Source organism: Cohnella hashimotonis (assembly GCF_030014955.1).
GTDB classification, from domain to species: Bacteria; Bacillota; Bacilli; order Paenibacillales; family Paenibacillaceae; genus Cohnella; species Cohnella hashimotonis.
Window position 1 is genome coordinate 2942647 of sequence record NZ_JAGRPV010000001.1, and the last position, 16832, is coordinate 2959478.

General features: G+C 61.7%; 18 protein-coding genes. 15 read left to right on the forward strand and 3 right to left on the reverse strand.

Annotation, left to right across the window (positions count from 1 at the left end; translation table 11 throughout):
- Positions 1–98: 98 nt before the first annotated feature.
- Both KB449_RS11805 and KB449_RS11810 read left to right on the forward strand, forming a co-directional pair.
- Positions 99–773, forward strand: a complete 675-nt coding sequence (locus KB449_RS11805) for a GNAT family N-acetyltransferase (protein WP_282912798.1) — start codon at positions 99–101, stop codon at positions 771–773.
- 52 nt (positions 774–825) lie between these two features.
- Positions 826–1641 carry an MBL fold metallo-hydrolase gene (locus KB449_RS11810; RefSeq protein ID WP_282908561.1) on the forward strand — a complete coding sequence of 272 codons (816 nt, stop codon included), beginning with the start codon at positions 826–828 and terminating at the stop codon, positions 1639–1641.
- 916 nt (positions 1642–2557) lie between these two features.
- Here KB449_RS11810 and KB449_RS11815 read toward each other — a convergent pair.
- The 3 genes from KB449_RS11815 to KB449_RS11825 all read right to left on the reverse strand — a co-directional run bounded on the left by KB449_RS11815 (position 2558) and on the right by KB449_RS11825 (position 5855).
- A complete protein-coding gene (locus KB449_RS11815; protein ID WP_282908562.1) occupies positions 2558–3076 on the reverse strand; it encodes a YbjN domain-containing protein in 519 nt (172 codons plus the stop codon).
- A gap of 65 nt (positions 3077–3141) precedes the next feature.
- Positions 3142–5139, reverse strand: coding sequence for a hypothetical protein (locus KB449_RS11820; RefSeq protein ID WP_282908563.1), 1998 nt, complete (start codon positions 5137–5139; stop codon positions 3142–3144).
- A gap of 86 nt (positions 5140–5225) precedes the next feature.
- Positions 5226–5855 (reverse strand): eCIS core domain-containing protein, encoded by a 630-nt coding sequence (locus KB449_RS11825; RefSeq protein WP_282908564.1) that lies wholly within the window; start codon positions 5853–5855, stop codon positions 5226–5228.
- Positions 5856–6022: 167 nt separating this feature from the next.
- Between KB449_RS11825 and KB449_RS11830 the strand changes: the two genes are divergently transcribed.
- From KB449_RS11830 to KB449_RS11885, 13 genes are all read left to right on the forward strand, one after another.
- Entirely contained in the window at positions 6023–6475 is a 453-nt protein-coding gene (locus KB449_RS11830; protein ID WP_282908565.1) for an ATP-binding protein, read from the forward strand.
- 14 nt (positions 6476–6489) lie between these two features.
- Positions 6490–6831, forward strand: a complete 342-nt coding sequence (locus tag KB449_RS11835) for an STAS domain-containing protein (protein ID WP_282908566.1) — start codon at positions 6490–6492, stop codon at positions 6829–6831.
- A 63-nt stretch (positions 6832–6894) separates the two neighbouring features.
- Entirely contained in the window at positions 6895–8259 is a 1365-nt protein-coding gene (locus KB449_RS11840; RefSeq protein WP_282908567.1) for a PP2C family protein-serine/threonine phosphatase, read from the forward strand.
- Positions 8260–8275: 16 nt separating this feature from the next.
- Entirely contained in the window at positions 8276–10501 is a 2226-nt protein-coding gene (locus tag KB449_RS11845; RefSeq protein WP_282908568.1) for an ATP-binding protein, read from the forward strand.
- Positions 10502–10597: 96 nt separating this feature from the next.
- The gene (locus KB449_RS11850) at positions 10598–11194 is read left to right on the forward strand and encodes a Pvc16 family protein (RefSeq protein WP_282908569.1); all 597 of its coding nucleotides are present in this window, start codon (positions 10598–10600) and stop codon (positions 11192–11194) included.
- The gene (locus KB449_RS11855; protein WP_282908570.1) at positions 11191–11991 is read left to right on the forward strand and encodes a hypothetical protein; all 801 of its coding nucleotides are present in this window, start codon (positions 11191–11193) and stop codon (positions 11989–11991) included. Before KB449_RS11850 ends, KB449_RS11855 begins: the two co-directional genes overlap by 4 nt.
- 308 nt (positions 11992–12299) lie before the next feature.
- Positions 12300–14009, forward strand: coding sequence for a phage tail sheath family protein (locus tag KB449_RS11860; RefSeq protein ID WP_282908571.1), 1710 nt, complete (start codon positions 12300–12302; stop codon positions 14007–14009).
- Between the two features lie 70 nt (positions 14010–14079).
- Positions 14080–14514 carry a phage tail protein gene (locus KB449_RS11865; RefSeq protein ID WP_090112549.1) on the forward strand — a complete coding sequence of 145 codons (435 nt, stop codon included), beginning with the start codon at positions 14080–14082 and terminating at the stop codon, positions 14512–14514.
- Between the two features lie 287 nt (positions 14515–14801).
- Positions 14802–15182 carry a phage tail assembly protein gene (locus KB449_RS11870; protein ID WP_282908572.1) on the forward strand — a complete coding sequence of 127 codons (381 nt, stop codon included), beginning with the start codon at positions 14802–14804 and terminating at the stop codon, positions 15180–15182.
- Positions 15122–15373, forward strand: coding sequence for a DUF6760 family protein (locus KB449_RS36470; RefSeq protein ID WP_350356218.1), 252 nt, complete (start codon positions 15122–15124; stop codon positions 15371–15373). The genes KB449_RS11870 and KB449_RS36470 overlap by 61 nt, the downstream gene beginning before the upstream one ends.
- Before the next feature lie 8 nt (positions 15374–15381).
- On the forward strand, positions 15382–15831 hold the full coding sequence (locus tag KB449_RS11875; protein WP_282908573.1) for a phage tail protein: 450 nt from the start codon (positions 15382–15384) through the stop codon (positions 15829–15831).
- A 427-nt stretch (positions 15832–16258) separates the two neighbouring features.
- Positions 16259–16450 (forward strand): hypothetical protein, encoded by a 192-nt coding sequence (locus KB449_RS11880; protein ID WP_282908574.1) that lies wholly within the window; start codon positions 16259–16261, stop codon positions 16448–16450.
- Positions 16451–16639: 189 nt separating this feature from the next.
- On the forward strand, positions 16640–16813 hold the full coding sequence (locus KB449_RS11885) for a hypothetical protein (RefSeq protein WP_282908575.1): 174 nt from the start codon (positions 16640–16642) through the stop codon (positions 16811–16813).
- Positions 16814–16832: the final 19 nt, after the last annotated feature.

The window sequence follows — 16832 nt, forward strand, 5'->3', positions numbered from 1 at the left end:
ATTACGCTTGTTTTCATGAGCGGGCTATTGCAGGGGAAGACGGGATGCATGCCGCCCGTCTTCTTTTTTTGTGCCTGATAAGGAGGGTCAATATGTCTTTGGAATATCGCAAGATCGAATCGATCGAGGATCCGTATTTTTTGAAAATGCACGATTTGATGGGACGCGTGTTCCCGCCGGAGGAGGTTCTGGCTTTCGATCTGTGGCGCGAGCCGCTGCTGGATCCGACGATCCAGGTATACGTCGCCGTGCTGGACGGGGAGGTAGTGGGCGCGACCGAATACCGCTACCGGCCCGAATTCGCCGTGGCGATGACCGACTTTACGATCGTCGGGCGCCCGGGGCTCGGTATCGGTCGGTTTTTGCTCGTTCAGCGCGAAGCGCATTTAAAGCGGCTGGAAGCGGAGAGCGGCGTGCCGATGCTGGGCATGTTCGCGGAGATTTACGATCCCGCGCAGCTCGGCGCCGAGGATGTCGCCGGTCCTGTCGGTCCGATGCATCCTGCCGTCAGGCGCGAGGTACTGTCTCATCTCGGCTTCAAACGACTTGACCTTGTTTACGTGCATCCGTCGTGGGATCACGAAGGCAAGGCGGTTGAAGGACTCGACCTCTGCTTCAGGCCGGCGGACGATGCGCTGAAGAGTCTGCCCGCTTCGCTTGCGGCACGCTTTCTGCGCTGGTACTATGCCGCGCTGCCTAAGAAGCCGGAGGCATGGGAGACGATGGTCTCGCGGCTCGAGTCGCTGGACGACGTCGAGCTGCTGCCGATCTAAGCGGGGCGGCTTCTGCAATATAGTCTTCGAGCAAAGAAGGAAGGTAAGGAAGTTGTCTGCATCCAAGCAACAGGATCTAGTCATTACGGTGCTGGGGAACGGGGATTCCCTGGGCACGCCGCGCGTTTACTGCGAATGCGCCGTCTGCGAGGAGGCGCGCAGCGGCGGATTGAACGTCAGGCGCCGTTCTTCCGTCTGGCTGAATACGGGAGAAGAGGCTCCGCTGCTCGTCGATTGCGGGCCTGACTGGCGCCATCAGATGGAACGGCTTGGCGCGAGGCGGGTGGAGCGGGCGCTGCTGACGCACGCCCATGTCGATCATATCGGCGGACTGGCTGAGTGGGCGGACGCCTGCCGCTGGCTGGATATGACGGCCGAGCTGTACGGGCCTTCGGAGGTGCTGCAGGACGTCGCCACCCGTTATCCGTGGATCGGAGGGCGTCTTCTTCATCGGCCGCTCGAGGAGGCCGGCACGCTGGCGTACGGCGGCTGGGCAATTCGGGCATGGAAGGTGAATCACGGCAAAAACGGGTACTCGTACGCGTACCGTTTCGACCACCCGGAAGGCGGCTCGTTTGCGTATTGTCCCGATTCGATCGACTTGACGGACGCGCAGAAGCAGCCGCTGCGCGGGTTGTCGCTGCTCATTCTCGGCACGAGCTTTTACGAGGAGCCGTACCCGATGGATACCCGGTCCTTGTACGACGTCAAGGAAGGGCTGCAGTTGACCGAGGAGGTCGGTGCGCCCGAGGTCGTATTTACGCATTTGTCCCACGATATCGACGCCAGACGGGATTACGGCTTGCCCGCGTGGGCGCGTTTTGCCGCCGAAGGCATGGAGCTGCGGGTCTCCGCAGCAAAAAAATAGGCGCGGTTTTCTGCGGACCGCTCCAACAATCCACAAAGAGGCTGTCCCACAAGTCATTTGGACAGTCTCTTTTCTTTTGCTCGCCCGCGCGGCTTGGGCGGTCCTGCGCGGAAGACGTCCGCGCGAGGCGCGGCAGCGCAGGTCGACTGTCAACCTCAGCAGCAGATAGCAAGCTATTGCCAAGCATGTTGATCTGCTGGTGGCCAGGGAGTTTGCTCTGCGGGCTGCCAAGCGGGTTAATCTGCGGGTGGCCGGGCAGTTTGCTAAGTCGGTTGCTCTGCCGCTCGCTCAGCCTCGAAAGCCTGCAAATATACATCCTTTTCCACACTTTAATCGGTTTTTGGAGCAAATGCCTACGTACGCGCATCTTTTGCTGCTCGAACCGCGCATCGGGGGGGCTTGCCGTTAAAAAAGCCTGCATATTTGCATCTTTACCTACAAAGTAATCAAGACACCAAGCAAAGCCTGCAGATTTGCATCTTTACCTATACGGCAATCAGGACACCAAGCAAAGTCTGCAGATGCGCAGGCATTTGCCGCGCGGCCTTTTCCTAGTCCTGATCGGATTTAATCGCCGTGTTTATTCGTTCAGGGCCAGAGGTGGCTGGTTTGTGGCAGAGCGGGTTGCTCTGCCGGTTGCTCATCAGGTTCCTAAGCCTCGGAAGCCTGCAAATACTTCCAGTTACACGATTGAAACGGTTTTTGTAGCAAATTCCTGCGTACGTGCATTTTTTTCTGCTCGAACTGCGCATCGGGGGTGCTTGCCGTTAAAAAAGCCTGCAGATTCGCATTTTTACCCATACGGCAGCCGGAAGACAAAGCAAAGGGCTATCCCTCAGGTCAATTTCATGACCCTTTTGGGATAGCCCCGCCAGCTATACGATCTTTAGAGACAGCGGCAACTGGCGTTGCCTTGTTAAGAATTCAAAGCTGCGATCGCTTCGTTGGCAGCACGGCTGCCCGATGCCACTTCGCCGATCGTCGAAGCGAACATGCCGAGCGTCATGAGGAACAGATCGATGACATGCAGCGCCTCGGGCTGAGGCAGCTTGTGCGCGCTGCCGACGGCCCAAACATAGCGGTAATAAAGCTCCCCGGCTTCGTTTAAACTGAAGTGTCCGAGCGGGAGACGGCTGTTGACCGCCATGAGCAGCTCGGCCAGACCGGTGCGAGCCGTGGAGACGACGACCGGCGCGACGATGGTGTACAGCTGCAGCAGGCGGATGTCGCCGATATCTTCGTCATCCAGCGGCACGAAATTAAAAGTCAAATACCGTTCGCCGCTTTCGTCGTCGGTATCGGGCGTGGCGAGCAGGGCGGGGATCGGAACTTCTTCGTTCGGCTCGATCAGGCGAGCGGGCATGCCGGCTTCCTCCAACGCTTGCTGCAAAAAGCCGAGCTCAGCCAGATCCCGCGCATTCGTATAATTGTCCATAAGCTCACCCTTTCAATCAAAGTCACGTGCATCGCTCGGGCGGCGCCGATCGGCGATGCGGCCGATCAACGCTGCTTCATCCCGTTGACGAGCAGTTCGCGCTGCTTTTCGACGTTGCCGTTCAGACGGTACAACTCGGCGGTGGAGACGCCGCTGGCCGAGATAAAGTTTTCGACGCGTTTGTATTGCTTGATAATATCATTGTCGCCGGGGCGGTATTCAGGCAGCGCGGCGACCATTTCCAGGATCATATTGCTGTGCTGGATGCGCTTGGCCAGCTTGGCGGAGGAAGACTTGTCCGCGTTGAATACGGCCTTCGTGATTCCCCACGCACCCGCTTTGGCTGCACGGTCTCGGCCGGCTTGCTTGACCGTCCGCGCCACTTTCATCGCCGCGCCGGCGCCGCCGGCAGCCGCCTTCAGCGGAATGCCGACCTGCGCGCCGACACCTGTGAGGGTGGCGATATCGCCGGCGATGTTGGTCATTTCCAGGCCGATCTCGATCGTCCCGCGAACCTGCCGTTTGCGGTTGATGTACTTCATTTCCTTGGCGAGTTCGTAATCCTGGATATCCTTCAGCTCCTGCACTTCCTCCGGCGAAGCCGTCGTGCCGAGCGCTGTCAGCTCGTCCTTGCGCTGCTTGAGCTTGGCCGGATCGGTGCCCGCGTTCGTCGTCCACAGATGTACGCCGCCGAGCGTGCGTTTTTTCCCCGCCGTGACATAATCCTTGTTTTTGCCGCCGGCGCCGTAGGCGGATTTGAAATCCCGTTTGGCCGTCGTCATCTTCATGGCGGATACCGTCGCCTTGACCGCGTTGTACGTCTTGATCGTGATGGAGATGCCGCTGATGGCGATACCCACGCCAGGTATGGCAACGGCGAGGCCTGCGGTACCCATATCCAGTATGTCCTTGATCGCCTTTACGGTCTTTAGGACGCCTTGGGCGGCTTGAAGACTGTTCTCCAGCGCGTCCAGCGTGCCGGATACCGCCTCGTCCTTGCTTAGCCCTTCGTCGCTCATGCCTTTTTTGAACATGTCGTAGATGCCCTTGACGACGCTGAATGCGCTCTTGATCGCCGCGATCGCCTCTCCGACCGAGCCGGCCCAGTCGCTGACCGCGCCTGCATCGCCGACTTCTCCAGTCCCATGGACGACGCCCGCATCATTGATAAGGCCCGAGCTGCTTTCCACCATTTTCGTCGCGGACTCGGCGGTGTCGATGGCGCCCTCGGCGACATCCATCTTGGACTTTTCGGGATCTTTGAACGCGCCGATCGTTTTTTTCATGGCGATGAGGCCGCTCACGCCGGACATGGCGAATTCGAGCGGATTGGTGCCGACGTCGAGGTGGCTCTTTTGGTTTTCGAGCGCTTCCTTTTGGTCTTCGGCGCCCTCCACGCCCTTCAGGTTGTCGATCGCATCCTCGAGCTGTTCGGACTTCGTGCCCGGGACGAGGGTGCCGAGCTCCTTGAGGCTATCGGCAGTCTCGACGTTTTCTTCCGTTCCTTCTTCCGCCTCGGGGTTGGTACCGACGGAAGACAGCGCGGCGCCACCTTGCTGCTGCTTGATCCCGGCCAGCTTGTCCCGGGCGCCGGCGATGCCGCCGAGCGCTTTTACTTTTTCTTTGCGGATAAAGCCGTAATCGGAGCCGAACTTCGCCAGCTTCCAGCCGCCCGTCTTGTCGTACACCTCGTAGACGTCCAGCTCTCCGCGATACTTAATCTTGCCGCCGACCATCGTGCTTTCGTCGACCTCGAACGACTCGGTGCCGCCGGCGCCGAGCTCCTTTTTGAAGCTGCGCAAATGAGCCCCGGCCAGCGATGTCTGCTTCGAAGCGTTCGGAGAAGGCATCGAGGCAGGCATCTTGGCCGGGTCGGTCAGCATCTGGATCAGGGCCGCGTTGCCGAGGGCGCGCTGAAGCTGCAATATGCCGGCCGGCGACTGCATGAGCTGCAGCGTCGCGGACGCCGGACCGGCGGGTGCCCGAGAAGAGGCGGATTTGGCCTGGGCGACCTGCGCGGTCGCGGTTCCCGACGGACGGGTTTGGGCTTGAAATGAGCTCATGAATGCACGACTCCTTAGCGATAGGCGAGTGTCGATGAATGATTAATGCGGCCGGTCCGGCGCAGCTCCAACAGGATGGACGGCGGTCACGATTGCTGTATAGGAATAAAGGGGGCGACCTGCGCGGGCAGTCCGGGCGTCGGACGATCTGCCATCCGCTGAATGGTAGGCTCGCCCTGATCCGGCGTCGCTGCGGCCTTCTCGCCGAGATTGTCCGCTTCCTTCTCCAGGGCGGGATCGTCATTGAGGCGCATGCCGCTCTTAAGCTGGGCGGTCGGAAGCACGCGCCCTTGACGCTGCTGGACGACATGCGCGAGCTCATGCCCGATTATTTTCTGGCCGTTCTGCGTGTCGGGACTGTACTGTCCGGGAGCGAAGTGGATGTCATTGCCCTGCGCGTAGGCGAGCGCGCCCATGCCCGAAGCCTGCGAGGAGTTGGCATGCACGTTGACGTTGGAAAAATCGGCGCCCATCACGCGTTCCATCTTGGACTGGACGTCGAGCGGCAGAGCGCCGGGACGACTCTCCTTGCGCTGGGCGGGCGCGGCCGATTCTTCCGGCGACAGGTCGCCTGCGCGCATCATCTGCAGGACGGCGCGGTTGCCGACGGCGCGCTGCAATGCGAGCATCTGGACTGGCTTGCCCTGCTGCGGCTTCTCGGCGGGGCCGGTTCGGGAAGCGGATGGCTGGCGGTTATGGGCATAAAGGCGGCTCAAGGACGCGACCTCTTTCCGTTCGTAGATTTGTTTTCTATTATAGCTTATATTTTCCCGCGTAAATACGATTCGTTTACTATAAATGGCTATTTTTTTGTCGGATTATGGTATGATACGCGTGAATAATAACGTCTTGTCATCGACTGACGGCGGACGGAGGGAAGCCATTGACCGCTAGGAACGACAATGCGCGCAAGGCGAACGAAGCGGACGGAAGCTGCGCGATTGCGCTGAACGAAGGCTTGTCCGCGATCGGTGCGCTTCACCGTTTCATGGACGAGACGGGCGTGCGACTGGGATGGTCGGAGCGAATGAAGCTTCAGTTGACGCTGGCTTGCGAGGAATTGCTGACGAATATCGTGTCCTACGGCTATCCGGACGGAGGCGACCCGCGGATTCTTCTTACGATCGATAAGGCGGGCGGCGGCGTCAGGCTTGTCATGGAGGACAACGCGGCTTCGTTCGATCCGCTCTCAAAATCCGATCCCGACCTGACGCAAGAACTGGACGACCGTCAGATCGGCGGGCTCGGCGTCTATTTCGTCAAGCGGCTGATGGACGAGCTCAGTTATGAACGGCTCCCTTCCGGCAACAGGCTGACGATGATCAAATACGATTAGACGAGGTGCGACTGATGGATTTGAAAACTGCGGTGAAGGACGGCGTGGCCGTTCTCTCGATACAAGGACGTCTCGACGGGCAGAACGCATCTGAAGCGGAAGCGGCGTTTGTCGGTCTGGCCGGCGAAGGGCATACCCGGTTCGTGCTCGATTTTACGGCACTTCAATATATTAGCAGCGCCGGTCTTAGAGTCGTGCTCGTGGCCGCCAAAAAAACGAAGGCGCTGAAGGGAAGCCTGATCTGCGCCGGCATGAGCGAGGCGGTACGCGAAGTGTTCGAGATGTCGGGACTGCTAGGCATTCTTGAGACGGCGGACACGGAGGAACAGGCGACTGCGGCGCTGGCGGCCAGATAAAAGGAGGCGCCGCGTACAGCGTACGCAGGCTCGGTGCCGCGTGCGCGGAGGGGGATGAATACGATGGACATGCTGTGGACGGCGATCGTCCCGGCAATTGCGGTGGGAGGCCTTGCCGGCGGCGCGGCCGTGTATGCGGCTTGCCGCTCCCGCGTGCGGCAGGCGCGAACGCTCCTGGATATCAGCTTACAGCTGAACTCGACGCTCCGGCGCAGCGAGCAGATCGAGCTGATCGTCGAGCGGGCCAAGACGGTCCTTCCGGTGGAGGCGGCTTCCGTACTGCTGCTGGATCAGGAAAGGCAGGAGCTTTTCTTCGAGGTCGCCACAGGTGGCAAAGGGGAGGAAGTCAAGCGCATTCGCCTGCCGGTTGGCGAGGGAATCGCCGGACTCGTGGCGCAATCGGGCGACAGCATCGTCGTCAACGATCCCGGCGCGGATCCTCGGTGGTCGAGCCGGGTGGCGGACACGACCGGCTTTGAGACACGCAACCTGCTGACCGTGCCGATCGTCAAAGGCGGACTGGTGGAAGGCGTGCTGCAGGTCGTCAACAAACGCGGCCGCCGGCCGTTCACCGAGCGCGACCGCGCGCTGCTCGAAGCGGTCGCGCAGCCGATGGCGGTGGCGCTCGAAAATGCCAGGCTCTACGAGCAGTTAGAAAACTCGATGCACGCGCTGGCCGCGACGACCAAAATCAAGGACCGGCTCGAGAGCGAGCTGCAGATCGCAGGCGGCATCCAGATGAGCTTTTTGCCGCGCACGATGCCGTCTGCCCAGGAACCGTACGACGTTTGCGCCTTGCTCAAGTCGGCCAAGGAGGTCGGCGGGGATTTTTACAATTTTTACAAAATCGATCAGAGCCGTTTGTTTTTTACGCTGGGCGACGTGTCGGACAAAGGCATTCCCGCCGCTTTGTTCATGGCCGTCGCGCTGACGCTGCTCAAAGGCAAGATGAAGCCGGACCTGTCTCCCGGCGAACTGCTGCGCATGGTCAACGACGAGCTGGCGGCGGACGATCCGATGCTGTTCGCGACGATCGTATGCGGCGTTTTCGACGCCGATACCGGCGAAACGACGCTTAGCGAAGGCGGGCATTGCACGCCTTATCTCGTACGGGCTACTGGCGAGGTGCAGCCGATCAAGCTGAGGAAAAGCCTTCCGCTTGCCGCGATGCCCGAATCAAGCTATTACGACACGGTCGTAACGCTGGCCGAAGGCGATCGTCTCGTGCTGTACACGGACGGCATTACCGAGGCGGAAAACGGCGTGCAGGAGCAATATGGCGGCGGGCGGCTGCAGCGGTTTTTGCAGATGACGCCGGGCATGTCGAGCGCCGAGGTGATCGACGCGCTGTTGATGGATGTATTCATGTTCGCCGACGGCGCGCCGCAATCGGACGACATCGCGGTGCTGAGCCTGATGCGCCGATGAGAAAGGATGAACGTTCTTGAGCGGCAACGGAACATATCGGGACGGTGCGCAGCTGCTCGCGGACGAGCTGCTGCTGCTGGAAGAAGGCATGCGGGCGCTGCTCGGTCCGTCGGGCGAGGATCCGTTCGCCGATCCGCTGGCAGCGCTTAAGGGGCTTGTCGTGACGCCGGAAGAACTGCTGCGCAAGGCTTCGGCGGACGAGCCGGCTGCCGGGGAATGGCGAGCTTATGCCGCGCGCCGGCGCGAATCGGAAGCCGAGATGGCGGACCGCGAGCGGCTGAGCGCGGAGCGAGGGACGGCGCTGCCGCTGGCCGAGCTGTCGGAGCGGCTCGGGCTGTCGCGCTGGGAAAGGCGGCTCATCGTGCTTGCGCTTGCGGGCGAATGCAGCCGCCGATACGAAAAATGGTTCGGCTACCTGAACGACGACGTGACGCTCAAGGCGGCGACGCCGGATTTGGCGCTGAGGCTGCTGTGCGACGACGCAAGCGAACGCGCCGAAGCGCGCCGCTCCCTCGCGAGTCCGCTGCTGCGGCGCCTGCTGCTGGATGCCGGCGAAGAGCCGCACGCGCGTACGCTCGCTTTCCGCGATCCGCTGCGTCTCGATCCGCGCATCGTAAGCTTCGTGCTGGAGGCGGAGCCGCTGGACGCACGTCTGGACGGCATCGCCCGCCGTTACGGACCGGACGAGGATGGCCTGCCCGAACTGCCGGAGGGCGACGAGGCGTGGCGAATTCTGGCTCCGTTGTCGGAAGCGGGGGAGGCGCGTACGCACGCGCATTGGCCGATGGTGCAGCTGTGGGGGCCGGCGGGCGCCGGCAAGCAGCTGCGCATACGCCGGCTGGCGGACGCGCGCGGGCAGGCACTGCTCTGCGCGCTGGTCGAGCGGCTGCCCGCGGAGCCGGCCAAGCTTGCCGCAGCGCTCGCCCGGCTCGTCCGGGAGGCGCTGCTGACCGGCGCGGCGCTATGCTTCGCCGAGGGGGAAGGCGCGAAGGCGCCCGAGCCGTCGCTGCTGGGTATCTACGGAGACGCGTTCGCAACTTATGCCGCGTACGCCAGTCAGCCGCTCGTTTGCTGGTGCAGCCGCGAACGGCGGACCCCTCACAGCCTGCCGGCCGCAGAAGGGCGGATGTTCTGGCAGGCCGAGGTCGGCCTGCCGGATGCGGCGAGGCGCGAGACGCTGTGGATGGCGTCGGCGACGGGCGGACGCGAGGGCATATCGGGGCCGATGCCGCACCGGTACGAGGACGGCGAGTTCAGGGCGCTCGCCGACAAGTACCGGCTGTCGCCCGGCCAGACGCAGCAGGCTTGGCGCCAAGCGCGGACGCTTGCCGCGGGCGCCGGCCATGCCTGGCCTTCGGCGGCCGATCTGGAAGAGGCTGCGCGCGGACAGTTCCGCCACCGCTTGTCGGAAATGGCGGAGCGGATCGTGCCTAAGCGCGACTGGAACGACCTGGTGCTGCCGCCGGAGCCTCTCGCGCTGCTGCGGGAAGCTTGCGGCCGGTTCGCGCACCGCGGCAGAGTGCTCGAGGAGTGGGGCTTTCGCGACAAGCTGCCTTACGGCACGGGACTTCACCTGCTGCTCGCCGGCCCCCCGGGAACCGGCAAGACGATGTCTGCCGAGATCGTCGCCGGGGAGCTTGGGCTAGAGATGTACCGGATCGATCTGTCGCGCATCGTGAGCAAATACATCGGCGAGACGGAGCAGCGTTTAAGAGAGTTGTTCGCCGAGGCCGAGCAGAGCGGGGCCATTTTGTTTTTCGACGAAGGCGACGCGCTGTTCGGCAAGCGGACCGAGGTTAAAGACGCCCACGACAAGTACGCCAATATGGAGGCTGCCTACCTGCTGCAGCGGATCGAGGCTTACGACGGCGTAACGATTCTGGCGACGAACCTGCTTCAGAACATGGATGAGGCGCTGCTGCGCCGAATGAGCGCGGTCATCAAGTTTCCGGCGCCCGATGCCGCGGACCGCGAGCGTATTTTCAGGACGCATCTGCCGCCGACCGTGCCGACGGAAACCGATTTGGACCTGGCGTTTCTTGCGGCGAGGCTGGACGTTGCGGGCGGCCATATCAAAAACATCGTGCTGACCGCGGCCTTTTTGGCGGCGGGAGAGGACCGGCCGATCGGGATGCCGCATCTGGTGCGCGCTTCGGCGCAGGAGCTTCGAAAAATGGGGAAAATCTGGGTCAAAGACAATTTTGCTCCCTATGAAGGCGATTACGATGCAAGTTTTGGATAGCCACTTCGAGATTTTGCCGATATAATGAATTTATTGGCGAAAATTGTAGCAATCTGCTTTTCGGCCAAGCTTATCATTATTTCGCCTTCGAGAGGGGTGTCATCCATCGGCTCCTATACCGCGATCGCGGAGGTCGGCGCAAGTCTCTTGAAGCTTCTCCGCGAGCAGCTGTCGCCCGATCCGATCGCCCGTCCGGACTTGATCGGCCTGGCTTCGCCGGCGGACAAAGGAGACCTTAGCTTGTCTCTGTATCTCGTCGGCGTCCGCGAGAGCGGGGAAGCCAGGAGGAACGCGATGCAGGCGCAGGGCGGCCAGCTTCGTTTTCCGCCGCTTGCGCTGGATCTTACATATCTCATCACCGCGCATTCGGCTGCGGAGCCGCTCGCCCGAACGTTGGACGAGCATCTCATGCTGGGCAAGGTGATGCAGACGCTGTACGACAACGCCGTGCTGCGGGCGCCCTATCTCGAAGGCTCGCTCGCGATGTCCGGCGAGGAGCTGCGCATCACGGCAGAGAACATGGATACGGATCAGCTGGTGCGCCTCTGGCAGTTCGGCGACCTGCCCTACAAGCTGTCGCTCGTTTACCGCGTCGGTCCGATTCTGCTGGAGTCGACCCGCGTGAAGCCGGGACCGCGCGTCGTCGAACGGCGCATTACGCTGCGCGAGATCGGCGAGGGGGAACCGCGGTGAGCGCCGAATCGACCTTCGTATCCCGATGCTCGCTGGTCGTATACCCTGTCGACGCCTGGACGGGACGGCCGATAGCGGGAAGCGACGTGACGGTACGGCTCGAGGGATTTCCTTACAAGCCGCTTCGCATGCCGGACGGCGGCTTTGCGTTTATGGACGTACAAGCTTCCGCATGCAGCTTGTCGGTATCCGCGCCGCTGCGGCCGACTTCCCGCAGGGCCGTCGATTTGGCAGCGCTCCCGCGGCAAGCGCCGGTTGTCGTCGTGCCGTTGCTGCCCGGTTCGAGACTGCCGGCACCGCCGGGAGCGACCGGCCTCGGACTGCAACTGGTCGACGCGGGCGGGAAGCCGCTTTCGGACGTACGGATTTTCGCTTGGGTCGAAGAAGAGAGCTGCAGCAGAGGCCGGCTGGCCGACGATCTGCCGGCCGGATCGGACAAGCTTCGCTTTGCCGCGGAGGGCGGCCGGCTGCTGCCTGGCGATCGCTTCATTTTGGCGGAACGAGGCGGGAAGGCGACGGAGCGGTGCAGGGTCGGTCCCGATACGGGGCAGCCCGGTACGCTGTCGCTGGAGGCGCCGGTTGCGCGCGACTGGCGGCGAGGCGCGCTGCTGCTGCCCGCGGCCGAGGCGCTCACAGATAGCGACGGCGCTGCCGCACTCGCGCTGCGCGGCGCTTATCCGACGCGGTTCCGCGTTCTCGCCGAGCTTGCGCTCGGGAAGAAGCGGACGCGCGCCGAATGGACCGCGACGGGCGGGACGGTGAGCCGGCAGGACAGCATCGCTTGGCCCGCCGGATGAAGGCGGTGCCGCAGCGGCCGCAGCCTGCTATAGTGGCTGCGGCCGCGATAGACAATGGGCATGACGATGCCGCGCACGCAGTTTAGTCCTCGTGCGCAGCGGCGATTTTTATAGATTTTCGCAAGGCTGCGGCCAGGGGGCACGCTGCGCAAGCCGGCATCGAATCGAAGTCATGCAGATTCGGACGGCTTGCGAACGGGCCATCTTGCATGCAGCGCTTAACCCACCAGCAGAGAGGAGGAACTGGCCACTGACGGATGCCGCATCGAGAACGACATCAGGATGCATCCGTGAGGGAGCCGGGGAGTATGGCAGATTATTTGTCGCCTGGGGTATATGTAGAGGAATTCGAAAGCGGGTCCAGACCGCTTGAGGGCGTCAGCACCAGCACTGCCGGTTTTATCGGCCTTGCCCAGCGCGGCGCGGTAGAAGGGCTGCCTTTGCTTGTGACCGGTCCTGCCGATTTTCAGCGCGCGTTCGGTTCTTACTTGTCCGAGAGCGCTTTTGGCAGCTATCGCTATTTGGCTTACGCAGTCGAGCAATTTTTCATGAACGGCGGTTCGCGTTGCTACATCATGCGGGTAGCGCCTTCGGACGCTAAGCATGCTTCCAACGGAGAACGACTGGCTGACGCGCTTTCCATTTCCGCCAAAAATCCGGGCGCATGGGGCAACCTCGTCAGCGTTTCGCTGGCGCCCGCCAGCAAGGCCAAGACGCAAATTTACGAAGTGACCGACAAGCGCTACCGCGTTAAAAACGCGAACGGCTTTTACGCAGGCGACGTCGTTTCCTTCGCGGCCGGCGGCGAAGTGCAGCTGGCCCGTATCGTCAGCGTCCAGGACAATATGATCGAGCTGGCAGAAGCGCTTGACGGCGACGTCGTCGATACGGCGCTGCTGCCGACCAAGGTGCTGTCGACGAGCGAATTTACGCTGACGGTCGCGTTCGGCGACGAAGTCGAGATTTTCGAAAAGGTATCGCTGAATCCCGAAGCGCCTTCTTATGTGGACAAGGTTGCCAGCCGCTCCAACCTGGTCGACGTGTCCGCGCTCGTGACTTCGACGTCGGCGACGGCTCCGTTCGAACAGCTGACGGGCGACGCGGAAGGCGTGGTCGAGTTCGTCCTGACGGGCGGCAGCGACGGCACCGTCGGCAATCTGTCCGCCGCCGATTTCATCGGCGAAGACCGCGGTCCGGGCCGACGCACGGGCATCCAGTCGTTCATCGACAACGACGTGGTGAGCATCATGGCCATTCCCGGCGTGACCGATCCGAACGTCCAGCTGTCTCTTGTCGCGCACTGCGAGAATCTCGGCAGCCGGTTTGCGATTCTCGACATCCCCCGCGAGAAGACGAAGGTTGCCGACGTGCTGACGCACCGCGATCTGTTCGACTCCAGCTATGCCGCGCTTTACAATCCGTGGCTGTCGGTGTTCGATCCGCTCGACAAGCGCAACATTTTCGTTCCTCCGTCGGGCACGATGGCGGGCATCTATTCGCGCTCCGACACGACGCGCGGCGTTCAGAAGGCGCCTGCGAACGAAGTGCTGCGCGGCGTTGTGGGACTCGACGTCCAGTACAATACGGGCGAGCAGGACATTCTGAATCCGGCCGGCGTCAACCTGATCCGCTCGTTCACCGGCCAGGGTATCCGCGTTTGGGGCGCCCGCACCGCATCCTCCAACTCGCTATGGAAGTATATCAACGTGCGCCGTCTGTTCATTTTCCTGGAGGGCTCCATCAAGGCCGGCACGAACTGGGTCGTATTCGAGCCGAACAACGATCAGCTGTGGGCTCGCGTTCAACGTACGATCGACGCTTTCCTGACGCGGGTATGGCGCGACGGAGCGCTCGTCGGCTCCAGCCCGTCCGAAGCGTTTTTCATCGACATCGGACGCTCCACGATGACCCAGGACGACATCGACAACGGACGCCTCATCTGCGTTATCGGCGTCGCGCCGGTCAAGCCGGCCGAGTTCGTCATCTTCCGCATCACGCAGAAGACCGGCTCCGAGTAATGGACGGCAAGGCAGCATAGCGCCGTCCGCCGGCCGGAGGCGCGCATGATATTCACGGAAGGGGATACCCATGACAGGAGAACGTACAGATCCGTACCGCAATTTTAGATTCCGCGTAGAGCTTGAAGGCTTGCAGCAAGCCGGCTTCAGCGAAGTGTCGGGCTTCGACGCTTCGTTCGACGTCATTCAATACCGCGAAGGCAACGAAGTTATTACCCCGCGCAAGCTTCCTGGGCTGGCGCGTTATGGCAACATCAGCCTCAAATGGGGCGCGACAGACTCCCTGGAGCTGTGGGAATGGATCCAGGACTGCGTCAACGGCACGGTCGAGCGCAAGACGGTCACGATCATCGCGATCGACGAAGAAGGCACGGACGTAGCGACCTGGCAGGTTATCGAAGCCTGGCCGGTTCGCTATACGGCGCCGAACTTCAACGGCCAAGGCTCCGAAGCGGCCATCGAGCTGCTCGAGCTGGCGCACGAAGGCATGACGCGCACGCAATAACCTTAGCCAATGCCCCTCGGGGCGGCTGGAGAGCTGACCGGCAGCTGCGATGTTCGACTGCCGGCAGCTTTCCCGCATTTAAGCCCATGCTCCGCCTGCAACTGTTCGTTATGTATGGCCGATGCGGTCGCACGGCATCTGTAGCCGGTTGCCAGAAGCGCAGGTCGCGTTTGCCTTGACCCGCTTTTCTTGCAGTCCGCCGTTACCGCCAGATGCAAGGATGCATCCGCGGACGATCGTGCCCGCATGGCTGATCGCGAATTTGATTTTAAGACTGGAGGAGCATCATGGCCTTTCAAACCGAATACGAGTTCGAGCTTCCCCGTGGATACGTCGACGATGCCGGCAACTTGCACAAACGCGGCGTTATGCGGCTGGCGACGGCCGCCGACGAGATTTTGCCCATGAGAGATCCTCGCGTCCAGCAAAATGCCAGCTATCTGACCGTCATCCTGCTCGCGCGCGTCGTGACGCGTCTCGGCGAGCTGAAGCATATCGACACCAAGGTAATCGAGAAGCTGTTTACGGCAGACTTGTCCTATCTTCAGAATATATACCGTCAGATCAACGATCTTGAAACACCTAAATTGCAAACGGTTTGTCCGAAATGCGATCACGAGTTCGAGGTGGAAGTCGATTTTTTGTCCGTAGCGGAGGGCCTCTCGTAACGTACGCCGCAGACCGGTTGTACGAGGAGGTCGGCTTTATCGCTTACTACTTCCATTGGCCGCACGACGACATTATGAATATGGAGCACCGCGAGCGCAGACGTTGGTGCGACGAGATTTCGAAGATTAACAAGAAGTTGAACGACGAGCCCGATAAAAACAATCCGTTCGACGTATTTAGCAGGAGGTGACCGGCAACATGGGAGCAAACGGCAACACCCGCGACGTGCTCGGCAGCTTCCGCTTCGACGTCGAGCTGGATGGGATGCTGGTGGCCGGCTTCTCCGACGTGCAGGGACTCGAATCGCAGACGGAATACGAGGAGTACCGCGAGGGCGGAGTGAACGGCTATATTCACCGCTTCCCCAAAGGAACGCGTTACGCCCAAATCGTTTTGCGTCGCGGCTTCTCCTCATCATCGGCGCTATGGGACTGGTACGATCAGACCTCTCGCGGCTCTGTGACGCGCAAGAGCGGCTCGATCATCCTGTACCGTGAGGATGGTGAGGAATTGTGCCGTTGGAATTTTTTCGAGGCTTATCCCGTCAAATGGACCGGCCCTTCGCTCGATGCCCGTTCGAGCGATGTCGCCATTGAATCGATCGAACTGGTTCACAACGGCATCAAGGCGATTTTCTCCAAGAAATAGAAGAGGCGTTTTGGTCTAGCGGCTGAGCGGTTTGCAGGCGTTCCGCACGGAAGGAGGAGGAGCATGAAGCGATTCAAAGGGGGGCTTCGCCGCATCTCGGCGGCCGGCATCAAGCCGGAGAACGGGACTTTCGCCGATGCGATCAAGCGCAAATACGTTTCGCTTCGCGGTCAGGCGCAGTCGTCCAGGCCCGCTCTCGTTTTTCGCGCGGTGCCGACTTCGAGCAAACGCGCGCGCCCGGCTCATGCTCCGTTCGAACATAAGCGAACTTCTCCGGCTCCGTCTTCCTTGCAGCCCACCGGATTTCCGACGCGCAGCGAGGTCCGCACGATCGTCAAGGAGCGCGTGGTCGAGCGGCGTACGGTCGTCGTACGCGAAGTCGAGCGCATTGTGAGAGAGCAGCGCATCGTACGGGAGCAGGCTGTTCATGTGCCCTATATGGCAGCGCAGCCGCGATCGGATGCCGGAAGGCGCGAGCGCGATCGGAAGGACCCTGGTGGTGCGCATGCGCAGGCACGAGCCGGTTCGAGACAGCCGGATACCGAAGAACGTGAGCAAGCGCAGCAAGTACGACCGCCGCAGACGGGCGAACGCAAGGAGCAGCAACGCCAAGAACTGACGAGCAAAGAGCGGGAACGCCAAGAGCCAGGACGCAAAGAGCAGGAGCGCAGGCAGCCGCAAACGGGGATACGCGAATTCAGCCAACAAGAGCGCCGCCCGCAAGCAGGCGTTTCCGAACATAATCAACAGGCGCCATCCCCTTCTTCGATGTCGCGCGCGCAACGCACTGAACAGGGGGCGAAAAAGCTTGTCGGAAGAAAGCGCCGGCCGGATGAGGACAGACAGGAACGGGGGCAGCAAGGTTCTAGAGCGGCCGAAGCTCGCAACGAGCACGGGGAGCAGGCTCGTCGAGAAGCCCCGGACAGCCGCGATCGGCAGCGCTCAGAACGGGATGACGGAAAAGAAAACGTCCAGGGGCTAGATCATCCGGGACAAGCAGA